We start from the raw sequence: 20,901 nt of genomic DNA on the forward strand, positions 1-20,901 counted from the left end.
CTGCTCATTCCGCCTTCACGCCCGCGGTGCGAATCACCTTGGCCCACTTGGCGGTCTCGGCGGTGATGAAGGCGTCGAATTCTTCAGGCGTGCTGCCCGCCGCAATCGTGCCCATGGCGTCGAGCCTTGCGCGCGTCTCGTCGCTCCTGATGACGCGCGCCACCTCTTCCGACATGCGCTTGACGATGTCGCGCGGCGTGCCGGCCGGCGCCAGCATGCCGGCCCAGGTGCTGCCGGTGAAGCCCGCGAAACCCTGCTCGATGAAGGTCGGCACATCGGGCGCGGCGGCCAGGCGCTTGTCGCCCGCCACGCCGATGAGCCGCACCTTGCCGGCCTTGGCCTGGTTGATGAGGCCCGTGGGTGCATCGAAGAACAGCTGGATCTGCCCGCCCATCAGGTCCGTGAGTGCCGGCACCGCGCCGCGGTACGGAATGTGGATCATGTAGGTCTGCGTGAGCGACTTCCACAGCTCGGTCGTCAGGTGCGCGGCCGAGCCGTTGCCGGACGAGCCGAAGCTCACCTTGCCGGGATTGGTACGTGCGTAGTCGATGAGTTCGCGCGCGGTCTTGAACGGCGCATTGACGTTGACCGCCGCCAGCAGCGGCGAGATGCCCATCAGCGAGACGCCCGTCAGGTCCTTCTGCGGGTCGTAGGGCAGCTTGGGGTACAGCGTGGTGTTGGCCGCATAGGCCGCGATCACGACGCCGAAGGTGGTGCCGTCGGGCGGCGACTTGGCAATGGCATCGACGCCGATCAGGCTGTTGGCGCCGGGCTTGTTGTCGATCAGCACCGGCTGGCCGAGCCGCGCCTGCAGGCCGACCTGCACCAGCCGCGCCATCTGGTCGGTGAACCCGCCCGGGGTGTAGGGCACGATGATGCGGATCGGCTTGTTCGGCCATGCGCCCTGTGCCAGCACGGGCATCGGGACGGCCGCGGCCGCCGCGGCGGCAAGGGTGAATCGGCGGCGTGAAATTCGGGCCTGCGGCATGGGTGGCGGCTTTCTCTGGACAAGGATGATCCGGCCATTCTCGAAGCCGCTGCGCGGCCGGACCGTCAGGGTTTGCCCCGGCGGAGCCTGTTCAGAGCGGCAGGATGTCGCGCATGCGACCGCCGGTTGCGAGCCAGGCCTCGAACTCGTCGGAAAGCCGCTCGGCCTCGCGCGTGGCCTTGCTCCATGCACCGATGCGCGCCTGCGCGTCGTTCGCAAAGTGGATGAAGTCCTTGCGGTCGGGCAGCTTGCCGTTGGGCAGCGACCGCACCCAGTCGGCATTCGGCGCGAGCACCACCATGCGATCCAGGAAACTGGTGGACCTGTGGCGCCAGCGCAGGCCCTTGTCGAGCCAGCCCGGCACCACCGCGCGCTGGAAATGCGGGTACAGCACGATGCCTTCGTCGGCCGGCTGGTAGTCCAGGTGCAGGTGGTAGTCGGTGATGCCGCCGTCCCAGTACGCGCCGCGCGGCGCACCGGGAATGTCGTGCACCGCGGCCAGAAGAAAAGGGATCGAGCACGAAGCCTGCAGCACCAGGTTGAAGTTCTCGTCGCTGAGCGCGTGCTGTCGCGTGCGGAAATCTTTTGTGCCGAAAGGCAAGGCCGCGCCAGGCGTGGAAAACACGCAGCGCTCCAGCCATGCGCCCAGGCCCTTGCGATGCAGGCTGTTGGTGGCAAAGGCGCCCAGGTAGCCGACCGGCGTGCGCGCCCTGCCTTCGCGCCCGAGGATGTGGCGGCCGCGCGAAGTCACCACGTGGAGCCGGTAGCGCGCGTGGCCCAGCACCTCGCCGATGCGCCCGCCATAGAAGTCGGCCAGGCTCTCGGCAAAGCGCGCGCTGAGTTGCTGGGGGCTCAGCCGCTTCTGCCCCGGCGGCACTTCGAACTGCTGGCGCACGTAGTCGTGCTCGAAGCGCTCGAAGGCTTTCTGCGGATCCGCGAGGCAGGCCGTGGCCAGCCGCCATGCGCCGATGGATGCGCCCACCAGGTGCACCGGCTGGCTCGACTGAGCGAGCCAGCGCCCGAAGACGAAGCGGTCGAGCGGCCCGAGGATCAGGCCCTTGGGGCCGCCCGCCGCGCCGGGGATGGTGCGCACGTCCTGTGGGCGCAGGCCGTGCTGTTCGATGTGCTTGCGGGCGGCTGGGCCCGCGTAGATGCGCAGGGCTTTCATGCCCTCATGCCGCGCCGAACGGGTTGAAGATTTCGACGCCGAAGCTGGCGAAGTCGCCGACGTTGCGCGTCACGATCGTCAGCCCATGCTGCTTTGCCGTGGCGGCGATCATGGCGTCTTCATAGAGCGTGTTCGAACTGCGATGCATCAGCCGGGCCCACAGCCTGAACGTTTCGGCATCCATAGGCAGAACGTTGTACGAGGCGGCCACCAGGGCCGCCCATTGCTCGATCTCATCGGCCTTGGCGGCATCCTGCTCGCGCGTGATTTCGATGCCGGCCTGGATCTCGCCGATCGTCACCGCGGAAAGGTGCAGGTCGCTGTCGGCAACGGGCGCGAGCCATGCGACGACAGCACCGTGCGGACGAGGCCGCCGCAGTTCAGAGATGACATTGGTGTCCAGCAGGTACATATCACGGCTCACCGAATCGGAGTGATGCGTCGCCGCCGCGCCGCGCCGCGCTGCGGGACGAGAAATTCGGTGCGCGCCTCCGCCGAGAGCAGCAACTCCTTGAGGGAGGGCTTGGCCGTGGCGTGCAATCGCCGCCACTCTGCCGCCGGCACCAGCACGGCGGCCTCGGTGCCCCGCTTGGTGACCATTTGCGGCCCTTCGACCAGGCAAGCCTCCAGAAATTCGCTGAAACGCGCCTTCGCGTCTTGGACAGGCCAGGTTTTCATTTGCAGCCCCTCATCAGACTAGTGTGCTGACTAGTTTAACAGACTGACCGCGAACCTGCCGTACTCCCCTTACTTGCGCAACCCCTGCAACTTGGCAAACGCACTCGCCATCTGCCCCGCGGGCTGCGGCGAGTTGTCGCGGCGCGGGCCCTGCTGCTGGCCGCGGCCCGCGCCTTCGAAGCGGTTGTCGCGCGGGCCGTCGCGGCGCGCGGGCGCTGCATCGAGCTTCATCGACAGGCCGATGCGCTTGCGCGCCACGTCCACTTCCATCACCTTCACCTTGACGATGTCGCCGGTCTTCACGACCTCGCGCGCATCGTTCACGAACTTGTGGCTCAACTGGCTCACGTGCACCAGGCCGTCCTGGTGCACGCCCAGGTCGATGAAGGCGCCGAACTGCGCCACGTTGCTCACGGTGCCCTCGAGGATCATGCCCTCGACCAGGTCCGTGATGTCGTCGACGCCGTCGTTGAAGCGCGCCACCTTGAAGTCGGGGCGCGGGTCGCGGCCGGGCTTCTCGAGTTCGCCCAGGATGTCCTTGACCGTGATGACACCGAACTTCTCGTTCGCGAACAGCTCGGGCTTCAGCGTCTTGAGCATCTCGGCGCGGCCCATCAGCTCGGCAATGGGCTTGCCGGTCTTGACGATGATCTGCTCGACCAGCGGATAGGTCTCGGGGTGCACGCCGGTCACGTCGAGCGGGTCGGCGCCGCCGCGGATGCGCAGGAAGCCCGCGCTCTGCTCGAAGGCCTTGGGGCCGAATCCGCTCACGTCGAGCAGCTGCTTGCGCGTGGAGAACGCGCCGTTGGCTTCGCGCCAGCGCACCACGGCCTTGGCCACGCTGGCCGACAGGCCCGAGACGCGGCTCAGGAGCGGTACGCTCGCGGTGTTGAGGTCCACGCCCACCGAGTTCACGCAGTCTTCCACCACCGCCTGCAGCGTGCGCGCGAGTTCGCTCTGGTTCACGTCGTGCTGGTACTGGCCCACGCCGATGCTCTTGGGGTCGATCTTCACGAGCTCGGCCAGCGGGTCCTGCAGCCGGCGCGCGATGCTCGCCGCGCCGCGCAGGCTCACGTCCACGTCGGGCATTTCCTGCGAGGCGAATTCGCTGGCCGAATAGACGGAAGCGCCGGCCTCGCTCACCACCACCTTGTCGACCTTCATCTCGGGCGCGCCGGCCTGCGCGGCCATCTTGGCCAGCAGCTTGATGAGGTCGGCGGCCAGCTTGTCGGTCTCGCGGCTGGCGGTACCGTTGCCGATGGCGATCAGGTTCACGCCGTGCTTGGCACACAGCTTGCCGAGCGTGTGCAGCGAGCCTTCCCAGTCCTTGCGCGGCTCGTGCGGGAACACGGTGGCGGTCTCGACCAGCTTGCCGGTGGCATCGACCACGGCCACCTTCACGCCGGTGCGGATGCCGGGGTCGAGGCCCATCACGACGCGCGGACCGGCCGGTGCGGCCAGCAGCAGGTCGCGCAGGTTGTCGGCAAACACCTTGATCGCGACCTTCTCGGCCTCTTCGCGCAGGCGGGTGAACAGGTCGCGCTCGGTGGAAAGCGCAAGCTTCACGCGCCAGGTCCAGGCCACGCACTTGCGGATCAGGTCGTCGGCCGCGCGACCGGCATGGCTCCAGCCCAGGTGCAGCGCGATGCGGCCTTCGGCGACGCTGGGCTTGCCGGGCTCGGGCTCCACCGGCAGCACCAGCTTGGCGTCGAGGATGTCGAGCGCGCGGCCGCGGAACACCGCCAGCGCGCGGTGCGAGGGCACGCGGCCGATGGGCTCGTCGTAGTCGAAGTAGTCGCGGAACTTGGCGATGTCGGCGTTGTTCTCGTCCTTGCCGGCCATCAGCGTGGACTTGAGCAGGCCTTCGTTCCAGAGCCATTCGCGCAGGCTCTGCACCAGGCCGGCGTCTTCGGCCCAGCGTTCGGAAAGGATGTCGCGTACGCCATCGAGCACGGCGGGAACGGTCGAGAAATCGGGGCCCGGCTTGCCATCGTCGAGCGTGGTGGCGGGCTGCAGGAAGGCCTTGGCTTCCACGGCGGGGTCGAGCGCGGGGTCGGCCAGCAGCCTGTCGGCAAGCGGTTCGATGCCGAACTCGCGCGCGATCTGGCCCTTGGTGCGGCGCTTCTGCTTGAACGGCAGGTACAGGTCCTCGAGCTCCTGCTTGGTCGGCGCGAATTCGATCGCGGCGCGCAGTTCGGGCGTGAGCTTGCCCTGCTCGTCGATGCTCTTCAACACCGCGACGCGGCGGTCTTCGAGCTCGCGCAGGTACGAAAGGCGCGCCTCGAGTTCGCGCAATTGGATGTCGTCAAGGCCGTCGGTCACTTCCTTGCGGTAGCGGGCAATGAACGGAACCGTGGCACCGCCATCGAGCAGTTCGATGGCCGCCTTCACCTGGTGCTCGCCTACCTTGATCTCGGCGGCGAGCTGGCGAATGATTTTTTGCATTTCTGAAGGACGTCCCTGTCATGCACGGCTGGCAAGTCGGCCGTGCTTGGCGAATAAAGCGCTGAAGTTTGCCATAGGGCAGGAGACGGGGAGGAGGTTCCCGTTCCATGGGTAACCCGCACAATCGATGTGGTGCAAACCCCTCCTCCGCCTCCTCCGCCCCATCCACCTTCGGCGCCGCGAAAACTGCTGCGCATCCTGACGGCCATGTTGCTGGTTCCGGTATTGCTGTTCGAGGAATGGGGCTGGGAGCCGCTCGCCGCGCTGGCCCGCCGCCTCGCCCGGTTGCCGCTGTGGGCGCGGCTCGAAAACCGGCTGCGCGAACTGCCGCCGTGGGGCGCACTGCTGGCCTTCCTGCTGCCGGTGCTCATGCTGCTGCCCATCAAGGTGCTCGCGCTCTTCCTGTTCGGGCGCGGCCATGCCGCAAGCGGCGTGACGGTGCTGGTCGCCGCCAAGCTGATCGGCACCGCCTTCGTCGCGCGCATCTTCCAGCTGGTAGAACCCGCGCTCATGCGCATTCCGCTGTTCGCCCGCTGGTACCCACGCTGGAAAGCCTGGAAGGACCAGGTGCTGACGCTCGTTCGCGAAAGCCGGCCATGGCGCGTGGTGCGGGCCTTCAACCGCCGGCTCGCACGCGGATGGCGGCGATTGCGCGAGGGGTGAGCGCTTATTTTTACCCGGGTATATTGTGTTTTTAATTTTACCCGGATAATATATGGCGCATGAACATGCCCCAGGAGACGAGGCGCGCCCTCGCCAGGAAATACAAGGAAACAGTCCGCCCCGCGGGCGTCTTCGCCATCCGCAATACGCTCAGCGGCCGCCTCTACGTGGCCGGCAGTCTCGATGTGGAGGGAGCGATGAACCGCGCCCGCTTCGAACTCGGCCTGCGCTCGCACCGCAACAAGGCGCTGGTGCGCGACTGGGCCGCCCATGGTGCGGGGAACTTCAGCTTCGAGGTGATCGACCGCGTCAAGGAGCGCGACGACCCGGCCTTCGACCGCGCCGCGGAACTCGAAAAACTCCTTGTGCTCTGGCGCGAGGAGCTTCCGTGCCACGGCGACCGGGGCTACGACGCGCCATGAGCATCGATCCGCTGGACTTGTGCCTCAACATCGGCCGTGCCCACGCCAGCCTGAACCTGAAGCTGCAGGAGCATCTGGGCGCCTTCCATGGCCTGAACTACGAAGACTTCACGCTGCTTCATCGGCTGCTGAGCGCCGAAGGCGGCCGCATGCCGGCGGCCGAGCTTGCACGGTCCCTGGGGTTGCCGGTCTCGGCGTTGATTCGCAAAATGGTCCTGCTCGAAAAATCGGGACTGGCCGAACGCACGGCCGGCGCGAATGGAGACGGCCGCCACGCGGTCCTTCGCCCCGGCGGCAGAAAATTGATGCAAGCTGCCGTCACGACCGCCGAAGCGATCTGCGCCGATGCGGTGAAATCGCTGGCTCCGGCAAGCCTGTCGCAAATCAACGTTGCGCTCCTTGCGCTTTGCCACGACGACACGCCGTACGACCGAAGAAATCGAACATGCCATCCGACACGCCACCCGGCAAGCTGATAGTTTTTGCCGCCTTCAAGTGCATCGCCCAGGGAAACACCGCCGACGTGCTCGCACAATTGCGCGAGCGCAAGGACGACACGCCCTACCTGGTGTTCAACGAACAGACCGGTGAACTGCTCGACTTCGACGTGCACAACCGGGCCGGCGTGGTGGCGCATGCAGCCAGCGCCGAGACCTCCGAGGAAACCCCGCGCGGCGTGGGCCGCCCGAAGCTCGGCGTGGTCGCGCGCGAAGTCACCCTGCTGCCGCGCCACTGGGACTGGCTCAACCGCCAGCCCGGCGGCGCCTCGGTCGCGCTGCGGCGGCTGGTCCAGGAAGCGAGCCGCGTCAACGCCGACCGAGACGCCGTGCGCGCATCGCGCGAAGCCGCCTACCGCTTCATGACCGCGATCGCCGGCGCCCTGCCCGGCTTCGAGGAAGCCACGCGCGCGTTGTTCGCGGGCGAACGCGGGCGCTTCGAGGCGCTGATCGGCTCCTGGCCCGCGGACCTGCGCATCCACCTTCAAAAATTGTCCGCCGCCGGCTGGAGCACCACCGCATGAGAGCAAGCCCTGAAAGCGCAGCCACCGGCCAGAGCGGCCAGCACGGCATGCCGGTGGCACCCGTAGGTGCGCCACGCGCGCTGTGGAAGACCTTCCTGTTCTTCCTTGCGCCGATGCTGCTCAGCAACATCCTGCAGTCGATGTCGGGCACCATCAACAACATCTACATCGGCCAGATGATCGGCGTCGGCGCGCTGGCGGCCGTGTCGAGCTTCTTTCCGGTGATGTTCTTCTTCATCGCCTTCGTCATCGGCCTGGGCGCCGGTGCCTCGGTGCTGATCGGCCAGGCCTGGGGCGCGCGCGATGCCGCCAAGGCCAAGGCCATCGCGGGCACCGCGCTGTCGGTGGGCATCCTGCTCGGGCTGGCGGTGGCCGTGTTCGGCGGCGCCTTCACGACGCCGCTGCTGGCCTTCCTGGGCACGCCGCCCGACGTGCTGGCCGACTCCACGCGCTATGCGCGCATCATGCTGATCGCGATGCCGGGGCTGTTCGTGTTCCTGCTTTCCACCGCCATGCTGCGCGGCGTCGGCGACACGGTCACGCCCCTGCTCACGCTGTTGATCTCCACCGCGACCGGCCTCGTCGTCACGCCCGCGCTCATCCGCGGCTGGGGCGGCCTCCCGCAGCTCGGCGTCGCGAGCGCGGCCTGGGCCTCGGTGCTGGCCTTCGTGCTCGCCACGCTGTGGCTGGGCTGGCGCCTGCGCCGCCGCGGCAGCCCGCTGGCGCCCGATGCGGAATTCATCCGCCACCTGCGCATCGACCCCACGCTGCTGAAGGCCGTGCTCAAGGTGGGCATACCCACGGGCGTGCAGATGATCGTGGTGGCGCTGGCCGAGGTGGCGCTGCTCTCGCTGGTCAACAGCTATGGCTCCAGCGCCACCGCGGCCTATGGCGCGGTGAACCAGGTGGTGGCCTATGTGCAGTTCCCGGCCATCTCTATCGCCATCACGGCGTCCATTCTTGGCGCACAGGCCATCGGTGCGGGCCGTGCCGACCGGCTGGGTGCCATCGCCAGGACTGCGCTGCTGATGAACCTGGTGCTCACGGGCGGACTGGTGCTGCTGGGCTACCTGTTCTCGCGCCACCTCATGGGCTTCTTCATCACCAGCGCGCCGGTGATCGAGATCGCGCAGACGCTGCTGCACATCATGCTGTGGAGCCTGGTGATCTTCGGCATGGCCTCGGCCATCTCGGGGATCATGCGCGCCAGCGGCTCGGTGCTGGTGCCCACGGCCATCTCGATCCTGTGCCTGATCGGCATCGAGGTGCCCGTGGCCTGGTTCATGAGCCACCGCATCGGGCTCAACGGCATCTGGTGGGCCTACCCCGTGACCTTCGGCGCGATGCTGCTGCTGCAGACGGCCTACTACCGGCTGGTGTGGCGCAAGAAGGCGATCCGCCGGCTGGTGTAGGGCCGCAGGGTCGGCTCTTGCTCACTCGCCGTCGAAGGCCTTCTGCGCCGCAGCGAGATCGAGCTTGATCATCTTCATCATCGCCCGCATCGCGCGGGCGGCCTTGGCCGCATCCTCGTCCTGGAACATCCGGACCATCGCCATGGGCACGACCTGCCACGACACGCCGTAGCGGTCGGTGAGCCAGCCGCACTGCACCGGCTGGCCGCCGCCCTCGAGCAGCCTGTCCCAGTAGTGGTCGACTTCGGCCTGTGTCTCGCACTGCACGAGCATCGAGATGGCCGGCGTGAACTTGTACTCCGGCCCGCCGTTGAGCACCATGAACGCCTGCCCGTCGAGCTCGAAGGTGGCGGTCAGCAATGAACCCTTGAGGCTCGGATTGGTGTCGCCCCAGAGCAATCTGTCGGTGACGCGCGAGTTCGGAAAGATCGAACTGTAGAACTTGAGCGCGTCTTCGCCATTGCCATCGAACCAGAGGCAGGGAACGATCTTCTGCATGGGAATCTCCTGGGTCCTTGATAATGAACCTGAAGGTTCAGTATCCAGGCAATGCGAGGCGCTTGTCAACCCGTGCGGTGCCTGTCAGGGGCAGCACCTGCCGCCGGCGCCGCCCCGCCGCCGATCATCAGCCAGGCGCTCAAGGCGCTGAGCACGGCGAGCCCGGCGCTCAGCAGCATCACCCAGCGAAAGCCCGCGACGAAAGACTCGGCCACGGCCTTCTTCAAGGCCGCGGCGGTGGCCGCATCGACGCCGGGCGGCAGCGCGGCGCCGGCCAGCTTGCTGCGCTCACCCTCCAGAAACGCCGTCGCTTCGGGCGAGGCCCCCATGCCGCGCAGGCTCTGGGCCAGCGCGCCGTCGAAGGCCCAGGCCATGACCACGCCGAACACCGCAATGGCCAGCACCGCGGCCGCGCGCGACACCGCGTTGTTGACGCCCGAGGCCACCCCCGCCTGCTCCGGCCCCACCGCGTTCATCACCGTGGTAGTGAGCGGCGCCACAGTCACGGTCATGCCGAAGCCCAGCACCACCACGGCGGGAAAGAAGCCGCGCCAGTAGCTCGCTTCCACGCCGGGCACCGCGAACAGTGCGAAGCCCACCGCGGCAATCGCGGGGCCGATCACCAGCGGCAGGCGCGGACCGAAGCGGTCGACCAGCTGGCCGGCCCAGCCCGAGAGCGCGAACATGATGAGGATGAACGGCAGCAGCGCCGCGCCCGCCACGGTGGCCGAGTAGCCCTGCACCTGGATCAGGTTGAGCGGGAAGAAATACAGTCCGCCGCCGAGCGCCGCATACAGCAGCAGGGTCAGCAAGTTGGCGCCGCTGAAGTTGCCGATGCGCAGCAGCGCGAGCGGCAGCATCGGCGTGCGCGCCCTGCGCTCCGCGGCAATGAAGCCCGCGCTGCCGACGATGCCGATGCCCAGCGCCGCCAGCACCGCGGGCGAACTCCAGTGCTGCGTGGGCGCCTCGATGAACGCATAGACGATGCCGCCGAGGCCGGCGGTGGCCAGCAGCGCGCCCACGAGGTCGAGGCCGCCGCTGGCCGACGAGCCGCGGCTCTCGGGCACGTGGCGCCATGCGATCCACAGCACCAGCAGCGCCATCGGCACGTTGATGAGGAAGGCCCAGGCCCACGAGAAATGATCGACCAGGAAGCCGCCGAGCACCGGCCCCGCGGCCGCCGTGATGCCGCTGAAGCCCGACCAGATGCCGATGGCCTTGCCGCGCTCCTTCTCGGGAAACGCGGCGCTGATGAGCGCCAGGCTGCCGGGCACCAGCAAGGCCGCGCCGACGCCCTGCACCGCGCGCGCGGCGATCAGCTGCTGCACGCTGCCCGAGAGCCCGCAGGCCACCGAAGCAACGGCGAAGATACCGACGCCGATCGCAAAGATGCGGCGTCGCCCGAAGTGGTCGCCGAGCGCGCCGCCCACCAGCAGCAGCGCCGCCAGCAGCAAGGCATAGGACTCGACCACCCATTGCGCCTGGAACGCCGTCGCCCGCAGTTCGGCCTGGATGGCCGGCAGCGCCACGTTGACCACCGTGCCGTCGATGAAGGCCATGCTCGAGCCCACGATGGCCGCGGCCAGCACCCAAGGCTTGGAGGCTTCGGCACACGCGCCCTCCTGTGTGTGCGGGCCATGCAGGATCAGCGCGTTGTCGCAGGGTGCCTTGCCGATCTGCGCCATGGTGAGCTCCGATCTATCTGGAAGCGGATGCCTGTCCTGCTCCTTCCCCCTCCGGGGGAAGGTCGGGATGGGGGCTGCTCGCAACTGGGCGCCGTGCACCGACGACCGCCGTCGTGCCCCCACCCCGGCCCTCCCCCGGAAGGGGAGGGAGAAAGAGAATCAGGCCGGACATGCCGTTGCCGCCGGATTCGCCCGCGCCGCATTCACGCTGCGCGCAATGGCCGCGGCCGCCGCGGCGGTGACGCGCTGCGCGCCCTGCGCCACCGCATCGATGCCGCCTGCGACCGCCTCGCCGGCGTCCAGCTGGCACACCACGGTGCGCGGCTCGTCGGAGCGCCGCAGCGTCCAGCTGAAGCCCGCATCCACGCGGCCGCCATCGACCGCGTCGAACCGGCGCACCTGCACCGCGATGCGCCAGACGGGCTGCGAGGACTGGCGGCCGCCCTTGGTGACGTCGAGCGCGCCGAGCCGCGCCGCGATGCCGCTGGCCAGTGCGTCCTGCAGCTCGTTCTCGAACGACGCGGCCCAGCGGTGCTGCTCGAGCACGTCGACCTGCACGCTGCCGCTCGGCCGGCCCACCACCATCTGCGGCCGCGCGAGCCGCTCGGGCACCGCCACCGGCGCCAGCTCGATGTAGAGCGGCGCGGCGGTGCCGAGGGTCGACGGGGCCGCTTCCGCGGCCGGCACCGCGCTGGCCAGCGTGTAGTAGCTGTCGGGCTTGCTCGCGCAGCCTGCGAGGACCATCAGCGCTGCGATGGCAGCGAGCGAAAACACATTCTTCTTGTTCTTCATTTCTTGTCGTCCGGTTTGCCGCGCAGGAGCGATTCGGGGTGCCGCTCGAGGTAGTCGGTCAGCACGCGCACCGAGCCTGCGGCGCGCGTGAGTTCGCGCAGCGTCTGGCGCATGTCCTGCTGCAGCGGAGAGTCGTCGGCCAGCGTGCGCTCGGCGCTGTTGACGGTCTTGCGCACGTCCTTCATGGCGGCGGCCAGCTCGGGCGTCAGGTCGGTGTTGATGCGGTTCACTGCCTGCTCGGTGCTGGCCAGCGTCTTGTTGAGCGAAGCGAGCGTGGTGCGCAGGTCGGCCGCGATCTGCTCGTACGGCACCTTGTTGAGCTTGCTTGCGATCTCCTGCACCTGCGACTGGATCTCGTCCAGGCTGTTGGCGATGGTGGGCAGTTCGATCGGGTTCTTCGTCACATCGATCCGGGCCGGCGGCGCCTTGGGGAAGAAGTCGAGCGCCACGTACACCTGCCCGGTCAGCAGGTTGCCGTTGCGCAGCTGCGCGCGCAGCCCCTTCTCGGCCAGGAAGCGCAGCCGCTCCTGCTGGGTGGCGCGCGACTCCACGCCGCTTTCGCCCGCGCGGCGGCGCAGGCGGTCCGGGTAGACCTGCACCAGCACCGGCATGCGGAACTCGCGCTCGGCGCGGTCGAACTCCACGCCGATCGACTTGACCTCGCCGATCACCACGCCGCGGAAATCGACCGGCGCCCCGGGCGTGAGGCCGCGCAGCGACTGGTTGAAGTACATCAGCAGCGTCTGCGGCGGGCCGTCGGGTTCCTTCATGGCCGTGGTCTCGTCCTCGGCGAGCGTGAAGGCCGTGTTCTCCTTGGCGAGCGGCCCCATGGCGTCGTCCGGCGCCTTGAAGGCAATGCCGCCGAGCAGGATGGTGGCGAGCGACTGCGTGCGCAGCGTGAAGCCGCTGGCGCTGAGCTGCGCGTCGATGCCGCTGGCCTGCCAGAAGCGCGTGTTGACGCCCACGAACTTGTCGTAGGGCGCATTCACGAAGATGCGCAGCGTCACGCCGCGGCCGTCGCCGTCGAGCTCGTAGGCCGCCACCTGGCCGACCTTGACGCGCCGGAAATACACCGGCGAGCCCACGTCGAGCGAGCCCACGTCGGTGGCGCGCAGCAGGAACTGCTGGCCCGAGGCATCGCGCGTGACGATCGGCGGCACCTCCAGCCCCTTGAACTCGCTCGCGGCTTCCTTCGACACGCCCGCATCGGCGCCGATGTAGGCGCCCGACAGCAAGGTGCCCAGGCCCGAGATGCCGGAGGTGTCGAGCCGCGGCCGCACCACCCAGAAGCGCGAATCCTCGGCGGTGAAGCTCTCGGCCTCCTTGCTGAGCTGCACGGTCACGCGCACGTGCGACCGGTCGCGAGCGAGCCGCAGGCTCTGCACCGTGCCGATCTGCACGTCCTTGTACTTGACGGCCGTCTTGTTGGCCTCCAGGCCTTCGGCCGTGTTGAAGGTGAGCACGATCTCCGGCCCGCGCTCCATCAGGATCCGGACCACCAGCATCACGCCGACCAGCGCGGCAACGATGGGGATCAGCCAGATCAGCGAAGGCAGCCATTCGCGCCGGCGCACCACGCGCGGCGCAGGAAGCCCGGGCGGGGGCGATGGATCGTTGTGGGGTCTGGCTTCGTCGTCGCTCATGCTGGCTTGTGTTCCCTGTTGTCGCGTGCCGGTTCCCGGCGTTCCCGTTCGGCTTCCCGCTGCTCCTGCCTGCTGTCCCAGGTAAGCCTGGGGTCGAAGCTCAGCGAGGCCAGCATCGTCAGCACCACCACCGATCCGAATGCCGCAATGCCCACGCCCGCGTTGATGACCGCAAAGCCCTGGATCTGCACCAGCCCGGTGAGCAGCGACACCACGAAAACGTCGAGCATCGACCAGCGGCCGATGATCTCGATGATGTGATAGAGCCGGGCCCGCTCAGGCCGGCGCCAGCTGCTGCCGCGCTGCGCCAGCAGGGCAAGCAGTATCAGTGCCGTGAGCTTGAACAGCGGCACCAGGAAGCTCGCAATGAAGATGATGGCCGCGAGCCCGTAGCCGCCCGACACCCAGAAGTAGATGACGCCGCTCAGGATGGTGTCGTACTGCGCGCCGAAGAGAGTGCGCGTGATCATCACCGGCAGCAGGTTGGCCGGGATGTACATGATGCATGCCGCGATCAGGAAGGCCCAGGTGCGGCTCAGGCTGTAAGGCTTGCGCGTGTGCAGGTGCGTGCCGCAGCGCCCGCAGGGCTCGCCCTCGGCGGCATCGCGCCAGACGGCATCGCAATGCGGGCAGGCAAGAAGGCCCATCGCGCGGGCCGTTGCCATCGGCGCTTCGCCCTTGTCCCCGGCCTGGAATTCGCCTGCGCTCACGCGGTCTCCCCATCGGTCTCGCCGGGCGGGCGAAAGGTCATTTCCCAGAAGGCATTGGGATTGAACGAGAGCACGGCGGTGAGCAGCACCGTGAGCGCCACGAAGGCCCACAGCGCCGGCCCCGTCACCACCGTGGCCATGCTCGAGAGCTTGACGATCGCCACCAGCACGCCGAGCAGGAACACCTCGATCATTCCCCAGGGCCGCAGCATCTGCATGGCGCGCACCAGGATCGCAAAGCCGGCCGGCCGGTGCTCGCGGCTGAGCGGCACCAGCAGGTAGGCCAGGATGCACAGCTGCATCAGCGGAAAGAGCAGCGTCGTGGCCAGCACCAGCAGCGCCACCACCGACATGCCCTCCTGGCTCAGCACCAGCACCGCGCCGGCCAGCGTGGTCTGGCTGCGCAGGCCCTGCAGCTCGATCTCGACGATCGGGAACAGGTTGGCAATGGCGAACATGATCAGCGAGGCCACCGTCAGGGGCAGGATGCGGCGCTGCTGGTCGCCCGCGTGGCGGTAGAGCTCGGTGCCGCAGCTGGCGCAACGCGACACCTCGCGCGGCTTCAGGCGCGCGCGGCTGAAGACCGCGTCGCAGCCCGGGCAAACCACGGTTTCAGGTACTTCCGTCATAGGGGCGTACCCTAACCTATTCAGCCGCCCTGCCCTGTCGTCTTCAGCCGCAGGCTGCTGAAGACCGCCGCCAGGCCCGCGCAGCAGGCCGCCAGCACCAGCGCCACCACCGGCCCGTGGCCGCCGTGCGGACTCCAGACGCTGAACACGCCGGCCAGCACCACCGCGCCCAGCGTCTGCCCCGTGAGCCGCGCCGTGCCGAGCATGCCGCTGGCCGCACCGCTGCGGTGCGCCGGCGGCGATGTGACGATGGTGTGGTTGTTGGGCGACTGGAACAGGCCGAAGCCCAGCCCGCACAGCGCCATGCGCCAGGCGATGTCGGCATTGCCCGGATGCGCCGGCAGCGCCGCCAGCAGCGCCAGGCCGGTGGCGAGCAGGCCCAGCCCGATGCCGCCGAGCAACCCGTCCGGGTAGCGCCCGATCAGCCGCCCCGCGATCGGCGCCATGGCCACGATGGCCAGCGGCCAGGCGGTGATGAGCAGCCCGGCCTCGATGTGGCTGCGGCCGTACACCTCGAGCAGCAGGAACGGCAGCGCAATGTAGGCCAGCATCTGTGCGCAGAAGGCCGCCACCGACGTGCCCATCGAAAGCGCGAACACCGGAATGCGCAGCAGGTCGATCGGAAACAGCGGCACCGCCAGCGTGCGCTGCCGCCGCAGATAGACGAAGCCCACCGCGACGCCGGCCAGCAGGATGGCCCAGGCCGACTGCTGCGAGCCGCCGCCGCCCTCGCGCACGCCCAGGCGGTCGACGCCCAGGAACACCAGCGAGAACATCAGCACGTTCAGCGCCACGTCGATTGGCGAGAAGCGCAGGCCCGCCGCCGGCGCCACGCGGTTGAACGGCAGCGCCCGCAGGCCCAGCGCCAGCGTGATGGCGCCCAGCGGCACGTTGATGGCAAACAGCCACGGCCACGAAGCCACCGAGAGAATGGCGGCCGCCACCGACGGCCCGGCCACCGAGGACGTGGCCACCACCATCGAGTTGATCGCCATGCCGCGCCCCAGCAGCGCCGAGGGAAAGGTCAGCCGCACCAGCGCCGCGTTCACGCTCATGATGCCGGCCGCGCCCAGGCCCTGGAAGGTGCGCGCGGCAATCAGCGTGGCCAGCGAATCGGCAAAGGTGGCGCCGATCGAGGACACCGTGAACACCGCCATGCCCACCAGGTAGACCCGCCGGTAGCCGACCAGGTCGCCGAGCGACGCCAGCGGCAGCAGCATGACCAGCGTGGCGATCTGGTAGGCGTTCACCACCCAGATGGCGTGCGAGGGGCTGGCCTGCAGTTCGCGCGCAATGCCCGGCAGCGCCAGGTTGACGATGGTGCCGTCGAGCACGGCCACCATGATGCCGAGGATGATCACCAGCATCGCGCGCTGGCGCGCCGGCTGGCCTAGCCCGTCGATGGGCTGCGCGGCCTGGCCGTCCACGGATGGCGCGGCTTCCATGTGCGCCGTGCCGCTCACGCCTGCTGCGTCCTGCGGGTGGGTTCGGACCGCACGCTGCCCAGCGTGAGCCAGGTCAGCACCAGCGCGATCAGGGCGCCGCCGGCCATGCCGGTCACCATCGGCAGCGGACGGCCGTCGGTGAAGAGTCCCACCACCGCCATGGCCAGCGCGCCGGTCAGCATCTGCAGCGTACCGAGCAGCGCCGAGGCCGTGCCTGCGATGGCGCCGTGCATCTCCAGCGCCAGCACGCCCGTGGTCGGGATCACCAGGCCCATGAAGCCGGAGGCGATGAAGTACAGCACGATCAGCACCCAGAGGCTGTCGCCACCCGCGGCGAAGTACGCGAACATGGCCAGCATCGCCATGCCCGAGGCCACCACGCCGAACTTGACGAGGCCCACCAGCCCGAAGCGCTCGCCGAGCGAGCCCGTGAGCTGCGAGGCGCCGATGAAGGCCGCCGCATTCACGCCGAAGGCCACGCTGTACAGCGCGGGCGAGAGGCCATAGTGGTCGATCATCACGAACGACGAATTCGCCAGGTAGGTGAAGAAGCCCGCCATCGCGAAGCCGCCGATGAACACCAGCCCGAGGTAATGCCAGTCGCGCAGCAGCAGCCAGTAGGCCGACAAGGCACTGCCGAGGCTGCTCTCGACGCGCTCCGAAGGCGGCCGCGTCTCGCGCAGCTGCGCGGCCATCATCGCGAGGCCCGCCACCGCGGCAATGGTCACGGCCCAGAACACGCCGCGCCAGCCCGCCACCGCGATCACCGCGCTGCCCACCAGCGGCGCGAGGATCGGCGACACACTGAACACCAGGATCAGGAGCGACATGAGCCGCGCGGCATCGGTGCCGGTGTGCAGGTCGCGCACCACCGCGCGCGGAATCGCCATGCCGGCCGCCGCGCCCAGGCCCTGCACGAAGCGCAGCGCGATCAGCGTGTGGATGTCGGTGGCCAGCGCGCAGCCCACACTCGCCAGCGCGAACAGCACCAGTCCGGCGTAGAGCGGCGGCTTGCGCCCGACCATGTCCGAGACCGGCCCGTACAGCAGCTGGCCCGCGCCCAGCGAAAGGAAGAACGCCGTGAGGCTCATCTGCACCGCGCCGATGTCGGCGCGCAGCGCCTGGCCGATGGCCGGCAGCGCCGGCAGGTACATGTCGATGGCGAAGGGCCCGATGGCCGAGAGCAGGCCCAGCAGCAGGGCCATCTTGAAGAAGGGAGACGAAGAACGCATTGGAGCGATTGTCGCCAAGCGCGGCAATCGATGCAGGCGTGGGGTTGGAGAGCGCGGCGGTGCTCATTCAGGCAAAAGAAATGCCGTCATGACCTTCGCATGTATGACCTTCGTATTCACACGGCCTGAGCGCCGCACCGCCTCAATACAGCGTACTTCGTTGCCTCCCAGGCAACTCGCGGTCATAGGTCTCGCCGTCGAAGGCGGCATCGGTCAGCGCCGACAGGATGGCGCCGGGCGTGGGCACCTCGCGGCGCGAATCCGCCGGCAGCGGCGCCCACAGCTTCGAGCGCTGGATGGCACGCGCGCACTGGAAGAAAACGGAGTCGACCCGGATCTCGATCACGCACTGCGGCAGCTTGCCCTCCATCGCGAAGCGCGCCATGAGCTCGGGTGCAGTCGTGATGCGCGCCCTGCCGTTCACGCGCAAGGTCTCGCCCACGCCGGGAATCAGGAACAGCAGCGCCACGCGCGGATCGGCCACGATGTTGCGCAGGCTGTCGATGCGGTTGTTGCCGCGGCGCTCGGGCAGCAGCAGCGTCTTCTCGTCCTGCACCGCCACGAAGCCGGGCGGGTCGCCGCGCGGCGAAGCGTCGAGGCCTCCGGGTCCGGTGGTGGCCAGCACCGCGAAAGGAGAAGCGGCAATCAGCGCCTGGTAGCTCGGGTGCAGCCAGGGCACCTCCTTCTTGAGCGAGGCCTCGCCGGCTTCGCCGAACAGCGCTTCGAGCTGCTCGATGGTGTCGATGGCATGGGTCATGGGATCACTCCTTGTTGCTTGCCTGGCGATGCCGACGGGTTCCTGCCGCAGGCCAGCGCCGCCGCGGCCAGCAGCAGCGCGCAGCTGCCGTAAAGCCACGACGATGCCACGACCGGCAGCAGGAGCCCGGCCAGCAGCGGCCCGATGCCGGCGCCGACGTCGCGCCACACGGCCCGCGCAGCCAGCGCATGCATGCGCTCGGGCCCCGGTGTGCGGTGCGCCACGATCGGCGGCAGCAAGGGCAGCTGCAAGGCGCGCAGCACCACGATCGATGCCGCGCAGCTCCACAGCCAGCCCAGGCCGAAGCCGACCAACGCGATCGCAGTCACGAGCGAAAGGCTCACCAGCAGCCGCTCGGCGCCGAAGCGCTCCGCCATGTGGCCGCCGACCGGGCTCAGCAGGATCTCCGCGAGGTAGCGCAGCGCCATCAGCGAACCGGCCATCACTACCGCGCCGACCGGCATCAGGTCCTTGCCCAGATAGGACAGCCCGACGATGAAGAGCCCGTCGAGCGTGAGCCCTTCCATGAACGACCAGGCATCGAGGCTGTTCGGCCGCTTGAAGCGGCGCGCGGGCTTGCTGTGTGCGCTGCCGTGCGGCACCGCAGGCAGGCGCCGCGTGGCCAGCACCGCCACCAGCGAGAACGCCGCAAGAATGCAGAAGATGATGCGCGGTCCGGCCCACAGCGCCAGCAGCGCGCCCAGCGGCAGCGCGAGCACCGGCCCCATCGCGATGAGCGCGCGCGAACGCCCGCTGCGGCGCGCCGCACCAAGCAGCTCGGCCGTTGCCAACGACTGCGTCGACAGGTTGAGCGCGGCAAAGCAAAGGCCCCACACGAGCCGCAGCGGCAGCAGCGCCCAGAAACCCGAGAGCGTGGCGTAGCCGAGTCCGCAGAACGCAGCCGCCACCACCGCGATGGTGCAGCTGAGCCGGTCGCCATTGCGCGCATAGAAGCGCGCCACCGCACCGTAGCCTGCGATGCGCACGAGCCGGTTGGCCGCAAGCAGCATGCCGGCCTCCGCCAGCGTGACGCCGAACTGCCCCGCATACATCGGCAGCAGCAGGTAGAGCACCACGTCGGCCGGCAGCGAAAGCCCGAGCGCCATCGCCGCGTGGCGGGAGTTCAGGTCGGTGGAAGCAAGAGCGGGAGCGGTCGTGGTGCGAAACATCGAGCCCGCATGGTGCGCTGGCGCAAGGCATGCCGACAAACGACATTAACGCCCGCCATGCGTGAGAAAATTGCACGCATGCCGCTTCGAGAACCGCCCCTCAATGCCGTGCGCGCCTTCGTCGCCGCGGCCCGCCACCAGAGCTTCACGCGCGCGGCGATCGAACTCCACGTGACGCACAGCGCGGTGAGCCGGCAGATCAAGAGCCTGGAGGAATGCCTGGGCGTCGCGCTGTTCGAGCGCCGCATCCGCCAGGTCGCCCTGACGGCGGAAGGGCAGCAGTTCTTCGCCGAGGCGGGCCCGGCCATCGCGCAGATCCATGCGGCGGCGCGTGCACTGCAGGCCCAGGGGCCGGCCCGTGCCGTGAGGATCAACGTGCGGCCCTCCTTCGCGGTGCGGTGGCTCATTCCGCGGCTGCCTTTGTTCGTCGAGCGCTATCCCGAGATCGAACCGCAGGTGGTCACGAGCACGGTCATGCCCGAACAGGCCGCAGGCAGCTTCGACATCGCGGTGCGCCGCGGGCTCGAAGGCTGGCCGCCTTCCATCGAGGTGCGCCCCTTCCTCGAAGACGAGGTGCTGGTGGTCGGCGCGCCGGCGCTGTTCAAGGCGCATCCGCTTTCGGACCTGCGCGCGCTGCCCTCGCACGTGCAGCTGTCGGCCCGTACGCGCAAGGAAGACTGGGACGCCTGGAAGAAACACGTCGGCGCACCGCGCGCCAAGCCCGCGGGCCGGCTGCAGTTCGACCACCTGCACTTCGTGCTGCAGGCCGCGGTCGACGGGCTTGGCATCGCGCTGGCGCCGACCTCGCTGGTGGCGCACGACCTGGCCTCGGGCCGGCTGCAGTCGCCGCTGCCCGCGCTGCGCATGCCGCTGGACCGCTACTACTACGGCCTGTCGCCCAATGCCGCGCCGGAAGCCGCGTACGTCGCGCAATGGTTCGAGGAAATGATGGGCCCGCGCTAGAAAAGCGAAGCCATCCCGTTCGGCCGCGCGCCTTCGATGCCGAGCATGCGCAGCTTCGTCAGCGCGCCGCCGCCCGCCGAAAAGCCGCCGGGCTTGTTGCCCGCAGCCAGCACGCGGTGGCAAGGCACCACCGGTGCGAAGGGGTTGTGGCCCATGGCCTGGCCCACCGCGCGCGAAAGGCCCTTGTCGCCGAGTTCGGCCGCGATCTCGCCATAGGTGCGTGTCTGCCCGGGCGGAATGCGCCGTGCAATCGCATAGATGCGCTGGTGGAATTCCGACACGGCGCTCATGTCGAGCACGATGGCGCTAAGGTCGTCGGATTCGCCGTTCAGCAAGCCCTGGATGGCCGCGATCGCATGCCGGGCGCTGTCGGGCGGCTCGGCTTCGCTGAGGTTCGCAAAGCGGCGCCGCATGCGCGCCCGCGTGTCGGCTTCGCCGTTTTCTTCGGGCAGTTGCACGCCGACGAGCCCGCGCGGACCCCAGGCCAGCGCGCAGGTACCGATTGCGGTTTCGAACAAGGCAAAGCCTGGCTCGATGGTTTCGCTGCTGCTGCTGCTCGATGCTGCGTTCATCGCGCCATT

Annotated in this window: 22 protein-coding genes; 6 read left to right on the forward strand and 16 right to left on the reverse strand. The window is 68.9% G+C overall.

Annotation, left to right across the window (positions count from 1 at the left end):
* Positions 1-4: 4 nt before the first annotated feature.
* The 5 genes from EJO66_RS23745 to EJO66_RS23765 all read right to left on the reverse strand — a co-directional run bounded on the left by EJO66_RS23745 (position 5) and on the right by EJO66_RS23765 (position 5,279).
* Entirely contained in the window at positions 5-988 is a 984-nt protein-coding gene (locus EJO66_RS23745) for a tripartite tricarboxylate transporter substrate binding protein (RefSeq protein WP_124957913.1), read from the reverse strand.
* Positions 989-1,079: 91 nt separating this feature from the next.
* A complete protein-coding gene (locus tag EJO66_RS23750) occupies positions 1,080-2,156 on the reverse strand; it encodes a patatin-like phospholipase family protein (protein ID WP_124957912.1) in 1,077 nt (358 codons plus the stop codon).
* Positions 2,157-2,160: 4 nt separating this feature from the next.
* Complete coding sequence (locus EJO66_RS23755) at positions 2,161-2,568, reverse strand: type II toxin-antitoxin system VapC family toxin (protein WP_124957911.1); 408 nt, start codon at positions 2,566-2,568, stop codon at positions 2,161-2,163.
* Between the two features lie 8 nt (positions 2,569-2,576).
* Complete coding sequence (locus tag EJO66_RS23760) at positions 2,577-2,834, reverse strand: type II toxin-antitoxin system Phd/YefM family antitoxin (RefSeq protein ID WP_124957910.1); 258 nt, start codon at positions 2,832-2,834, stop codon at positions 2,577-2,579.
* Positions 2,835-2,903: 69 nt separating this feature from the next.
* A complete protein-coding gene (locus EJO66_RS23765; protein ID WP_124957909.1) occupies positions 2,904-5,279 on the reverse strand; it encodes a Tex family protein in 2,376 nt (791 codons plus the stop codon).
* Between the two features lie 207 nt (positions 5,280-5,486).
* Between EJO66_RS23765 and EJO66_RS23770 the strand changes: the two genes are divergently transcribed.
* The 5 genes from EJO66_RS23770 to EJO66_RS23790 are packed head-to-tail and all read left to right on the forward strand — an operon-like array spanning position 5,487 to position 8,797.
* Positions 5,487-5,942, forward strand: a complete 456-nt coding sequence (locus EJO66_RS23770; protein WP_124957908.1) for a hypothetical protein — start codon at positions 5,487-5,489, stop codon at positions 5,940-5,942.
* Between the two features lie 59 nt (positions 5,943-6,001).
* On the forward strand, positions 6,002-6,364 hold the full coding sequence (locus tag EJO66_RS23775) for a GIY-YIG nuclease family protein (protein WP_125966329.1): 363 nt from the start codon (positions 6,002-6,004) through the stop codon (positions 6,362-6,364).
* A complete protein-coding gene (locus EJO66_RS23780) occupies positions 6,361-6,840 on the forward strand; it encodes a MarR family winged helix-turn-helix transcriptional regulator (RefSeq protein WP_125966330.1) in 480 nt (159 codons plus the stop codon). Before EJO66_RS23775 ends, EJO66_RS23780 begins: the two co-directional genes overlap by 4 nt.
* Positions 6,810-7,385, forward strand: coding sequence for a DUF2239 family protein (locus EJO66_RS23785; RefSeq protein ID WP_124957905.1), 576 nt, complete (start codon positions 6,810-6,812; stop codon positions 7,383-7,385). The genes EJO66_RS23780 and EJO66_RS23785 overlap by 31 nt, the downstream gene beginning before the upstream one ends.
* On the forward strand, positions 7,382-8,797 hold the full coding sequence (locus tag EJO66_RS23790) for an MATE family efflux transporter (RefSeq protein ID WP_125966331.1): 1,416 nt from the start codon (positions 7,382-7,384) through the stop codon (positions 8,795-8,797). The genes EJO66_RS23785 and EJO66_RS23790 overlap by 4 nt, the downstream gene beginning before the upstream one ends.
* 21 nt (positions 8,798-8,818) lie before the next feature.
* Here EJO66_RS23790 and EJO66_RS23795 read toward each other — a convergent pair whose 3' ends face one another.
* From EJO66_RS23795 to EJO66_RS23840, 10 genes are all read right to left on the reverse strand, one after another.
* Complete coding sequence (locus EJO66_RS23795; protein ID WP_124957903.1) at positions 8,819-9,295, reverse strand: VOC family protein; 477 nt, start codon at positions 9,293-9,295, stop codon at positions 8,819-8,821.
* A gap of 65 nt (positions 9,296-9,360) precedes the next feature.
* Positions 9,361-10,980 carry an MFS transporter gene (locus EJO66_RS23800; protein ID WP_125966332.1) on the reverse strand — a complete coding sequence of 540 codons (1,620 nt, stop codon included), beginning with the start codon at positions 10,978-10,980 and terminating at the stop codon, positions 9,361-9,363.
* A 159-nt stretch (positions 10,981-11,139) separates the two neighbouring features.
* Positions 11,140-11,772: a PqiC family protein gene (locus tag EJO66_RS23805; protein ID WP_124957901.1), complete on the reverse strand. Its 633-nt coding sequence runs from the start codon at positions 11,770-11,772 to the stop codon at positions 11,140-11,142.
* Positions 11,769-13,415, reverse strand: coding sequence for a PqiB family protein (locus EJO66_RS23810; RefSeq protein ID WP_124957900.1), 1,647 nt, complete (start codon positions 13,413-13,415; stop codon positions 11,769-11,771). The genes EJO66_RS23805 and EJO66_RS23810 overlap by 4 nt, the downstream gene beginning before the upstream one ends.
* Positions 13,412-14,125 (reverse strand): paraquat-inducible protein A, encoded by a 714-nt coding sequence (locus tag EJO66_RS23815; protein WP_125966333.1) that lies wholly within the window; start codon positions 14,123-14,125, stop codon positions 13,412-13,414. Before EJO66_RS23815 ends, EJO66_RS23810 begins: the two co-directional genes overlap by 4 nt.
* Positions 14,122-14,754, reverse strand: coding sequence for a paraquat-inducible protein A (locus EJO66_RS23820; RefSeq protein ID WP_125966334.1), 633 nt, complete (start codon positions 14,752-14,754; stop codon positions 14,122-14,124). The genes EJO66_RS23815 and EJO66_RS23820 overlap by 4 nt, the downstream gene beginning before the upstream one ends.
* A 20-nt stretch (positions 14,755-14,774) precedes the next feature.
* Complete coding sequence (locus EJO66_RS23825; protein WP_124957956.1) at positions 14,775-16,199, reverse strand: MFS transporter; 1,425 nt, start codon at positions 16,197-16,199, stop codon at positions 14,775-14,777.
* Positions 16,200-16,213: 14 nt separating this feature from the next.
* Positions 16,214-17,404 (reverse strand): multidrug effflux MFS transporter, encoded by a 1,191-nt coding sequence (locus tag EJO66_RS23830; RefSeq protein ID WP_124957955.1) that lies wholly within the window; start codon positions 17,402-17,404, stop codon positions 16,214-16,216.
* Positions 17,405-17,573: 169 nt separating this feature from the next.
* The gene (locus EJO66_RS23835) at positions 17,574-18,188 is read right to left on the reverse strand and encodes a pyridoxamine 5'-phosphate oxidase family protein (protein WP_124957897.1); all 615 of its coding nucleotides are present in this window, start codon (positions 18,186-18,188) and stop codon (positions 17,574-17,576) included.
* On the reverse strand, positions 18,185-19,357 hold the full coding sequence (locus EJO66_RS23840; protein WP_125966335.1) for an MFS transporter: 1,173 nt from the start codon (positions 19,355-19,357) through the stop codon (positions 18,185-18,187). Before EJO66_RS23840 ends, EJO66_RS23835 begins: the two co-directional genes overlap by 4 nt.
* A 78-nt stretch (positions 19,358-19,435) precedes the next feature.
* On the opposite strand from EJO66_RS23840, the gene EJO66_RS23845 reads away from it, so the two are divergent.
* On the forward strand, positions 19,436-20,320 hold the full coding sequence (locus EJO66_RS23845) for a LysR substrate-binding domain-containing protein (protein ID WP_125966336.1): 885 nt from the start codon (positions 19,436-19,438) through the stop codon (positions 20,318-20,320).
* Here EJO66_RS23845 and EJO66_RS23850 read toward each other — a convergent pair.
* Positions 20,317-20,892, reverse strand: a complete 576-nt coding sequence (locus tag EJO66_RS23850; RefSeq protein ID WP_124957894.1) for a methylated-DNA--[protein]-cysteine S-methyltransferase — start codon at positions 20,890-20,892, stop codon at positions 20,317-20,319. The genes EJO66_RS23845 and EJO66_RS23850 overlap by 4 nt on opposite strands.
* Between the last annotated feature and the right edge of the window lie 9 nt (positions 20,893-20,901).

The sequence above is a fragment of the Variovorax beijingensis genome, from assembly GCF_003951285.1.
Lineage (GTDB): Bacteria > Pseudomonadota > Gammaproteobacteria > Burkholderiales > Burkholderiaceae_C > Variovorax > Variovorax beijingensis.